This window comes from Bowmanella yangjiangensis, assembly GCF_017255015.1.
Classification (GTDB): Bacteria; Pseudomonadota; Gammaproteobacteria; order Enterobacterales; family Alteromonadaceae; genus Bowmanella; species Bowmanella yangjiangensis.
The window spans coordinates 1-2,678 of record NZ_JAFKCS010000104.1 but is presented as its reverse complement, the minus strand read 5'-3'; the positions used below and the strand labels follow the sequence as shown (position 1 = coordinate 2,678).

Sequence of the window (2,678 nt, the reverse complement as noted above, 5' to 3'; positions counted from 1 at the left end):
GTTTAGCGTCGTGGGGGCGACCATGCCGGCCTTGGCGATGCTGTCGAGTGTGGTGAGTTTGATGTCCATCATGTTGTGTTTCCTTTCGATTGCTCCCCGCGTTCGCCCCCACGGCCAGCACACTGACCCGCGAAATGGGGTGCTGGCAGCAGGCACGAGGAGCAATCGGAAGAACTGTGTTGGTAGGGATGCCCAGCAACGGGCGAAGGAGGTTGGTCATTGATGATGATCAGCCCGCAGAGGAACCGAGGATCATTGGAATAACCTTGAGAAGGCAGGGAGAGGAACTGTAGGGAGGAACCTAAGGGGCCCCTCTCCTAATAGTGAGGGTTTTTATTGTTCTTGTTTTTTACGCACAAGCCTGTTGATCATCAGCACTTTAACTGGGCAGTAGAGGGGCTTTTCCGCAATGGATTTGCTGATTTTGTGGTTCGAGACTCATCCAGGGACCGCTGGGTGGATGCAAGCTTTTGGTGGCTTGATCGGATTGGCGATAGCCATTTATCTCCCACACCAACAACACGTCAAGGCTCTGAAACAGGCTGGCTTGCAGCGTCATGAGCGGTCTCTTCAGCTTTTTGATGCGCTGGGTGCAATGGCTAATTTCGCGGGGCAATGCCTGCTCAATGTTCGTGGTGCTATGGAGTCGCCCGATTTCGTGGAAGAGCTCCCCTACGCCTATCAACCGTCTGAGCTCGAAGGTTTAGCGACTACGTTCTCCAGTTACCCACTGCACGAGCTGCCTGACCATGACAGCGTGCAGTCAGCGCTTTTAATCAAGTCTTCTTTTTCTCATGCGAGCAAAAAGCTCGACGAAGCTTATTCAGCCGTAATGTCTGGAGATATTGCGGCCTACCTTGAGCATAAGGAAGTCTTCGAGCTTTATTACGACGAGCTTTGTGAGCATGTAACCCGTTTCAGCGACTTGGCTGATGGCTACCGGAGGCGTCTCCAAGAGTCCGTGTAGTCACTGCGCTGGACAGGCTTTAGTTGTAGAGCTCATGAGGGAGGCGGCCTTTAGGTAGAGGAATTAGATGGTGACTACGGGTTCTTTTCTCCACGGTGCCGCAGTAGCTTGCGCTTCCAGTCAGTGTCCAGCATGCACACGAAGATCACGATGGCCAGGGTGAGGACGCCAGTGAACTCCCAGATGCTCATCGGATAACCGCCTCGAAGGCATTGCGCAGCGCAGTATGCAGGGTTTCCACCGGAACCCGCTGAGAGCCTGCGTAGAGATCGTAGGTGATGCTGCCTGAGCTGTGACCAGTGATGCTCTGTGCGATCACCTCAGGCGTCGCAGCGGCCTTCAGCAGCCCCGATAGAGAATGCCTGAGCGAGTGGAACGACTGGTCGCTACCTGCGGCGAGACCCAGTGGTTCGCGCAGCGCATCATTGAGCGGCTTGTTGAAGTAATGGGCCTTGGCCTTGAACAGCTTCCCTGGTTCCCCGGCGACCCATTCGAGGAATGCACCGAGGGAGAACCCGTGCACCCCATCGACGAGCGGGACCTGTCGCACTGAGAAATCATTCTTCAGCGTCTTGCCCTGTTCATCCTTGTTGATGTCGATGACGGTGACTTCGCCAATCTGCTTCACATCGGACTGGGTGAGCTGATAAAGCTCGCCAATGCGGGCGCCTGTAAGTACGCCAAGGGACAGCGCCCAGCGTTTCCAGTCGTCTGCTGGCAGGCCATTGGCGTAGGCCATGATGGTAGCCACCTGATCTCCGGAGAACGGTTTGCGCTCGCTCTCTGCGCCTCGCTCGATCTTCAGGCCCTTGTCGAAGGCCCGCTCAATATGGCCGTTGTTCTTTGCCCAATCCATTACGGTCGAGAGCTGAGTAAGTAGCTTGTTGATGGTCAGTGGCTTACGGCCCTCTGCGATCTTCTCCTTGAGCGTCACCATGTCACCCCGTGTGTGGGTCCTGATGTCGAGATCACCCAGCAGGCTGGAAAGAGTCCGGCAGTTCGACTGGATGGCCCGAAGGGTCGAATCCTCGACGTTGCCGCGACGTTCACTGATGAACAGCTCAGCGAGAGCCTCGAAGGTGATTGGGACAGTAGGGACACCTACAGATAGGGAGGCGGACACGTTGGGGAGGGTGCCTCCTGGCTCCGGGCCCTCCAGGCGTTCAATGACTCCCATGAGGGGCTTAGTGTTGCCTTTCAGGCGTGCTTGTGCGGCCTTTACGATCTCCCGCCCGATGTCCAAGGCCCTGTGTTGATCGACGTTCAGTGGTGCTTTGGCTGCTGCCTGGGCGAGTGATACGGACAGGTCGTCATAGATCATGTCGTAGGCCGACAGGCAGTCATCGCTGTTTGCACCGCTCAGGGCGTCATGTGCGATCTCCAGCAGGCGCTCCTTGAGAATCGGCCAGTCTGCCTCAGGACGATCAAGATGAAAGATAGCCAGGGCCTGAAGGATGTCCTGGGAAAGCGTCATTGCTGTGGGCCTATCGGTGGTGCGGAGGGAAATAGCGAAGCTGCGCGTTGCACAGCCCCGAGGACGGACTCTGAGGTAGTAGATGCCGTTACGGCGATAGTGCCATACGGACAGGCGCTGAGGCCGTTTCTGGTGACAGCGCTGGTGACTGGCTGGTGACACTTGGCCCTGCTCGGGCATGGCTTCGCTGGTAGTCATGGTGAGGTAAGCCCTTGATATTCATCGGGTTACCACCAG

3 protein-coding genes are annotated in these 2,678 nt (G+C 56.6%); 2 read left to right on the top strand and 1 reads right to left on the bottom strand.

From position 1 onward, the window contains the following. Together J0A65_RS22220 and J0A65_RS22215 are read left to right on the top strand one after the other, a co-directional pair. Positions 1–223, top strand: a 223-nt coding sequence (locus tag J0A65_RS22220; RefSeq protein ID WP_206596505.1) for a hypothetical protein, incomplete at its 5' end; no start/stop codon positions are given. Positions 224–409: 186 nt separating this feature from the next. Beyond that, positions 410–967, top strand: a complete 558-nt coding sequence (locus J0A65_RS22215) for a hypothetical protein (RefSeq protein WP_206596504.1) — start codon at positions 410–412, stop codon at positions 965–967. Positions 968–1,154: 187 nt separating this feature from the next. Here J0A65_RS22215 and J0A65_RS22210 read toward each other — a convergent pair whose 3' ends face one another. Further along, positions 1,155–2,441, bottom strand: a complete 1,287-nt coding sequence (locus J0A65_RS22210) for a site-specific integrase (RefSeq protein ID WP_206596503.1) — start codon at positions 2,439–2,441, stop codon at positions 1,155–1,157. Positions 2,442–2,678 lie beyond the last annotated feature (237 nt).

Excerpts from the sequence above, each read along its gene's own strand:
- J0A65_RS22215 (WP_206596504.1), top strand. The coding sequence starts at position 410 with ATGGATTTGCTGATTTTGTGGTTCGAGACTCATCCAGGGACCGCTGGG.
- J0A65_RS22210 (WP_206596503.1), bottom strand. The coding sequence starts at position 2,441 with ATGACGCTTTCCCAGGACATCCTTCAGGCCCTGGCTATCTTTCATCTT.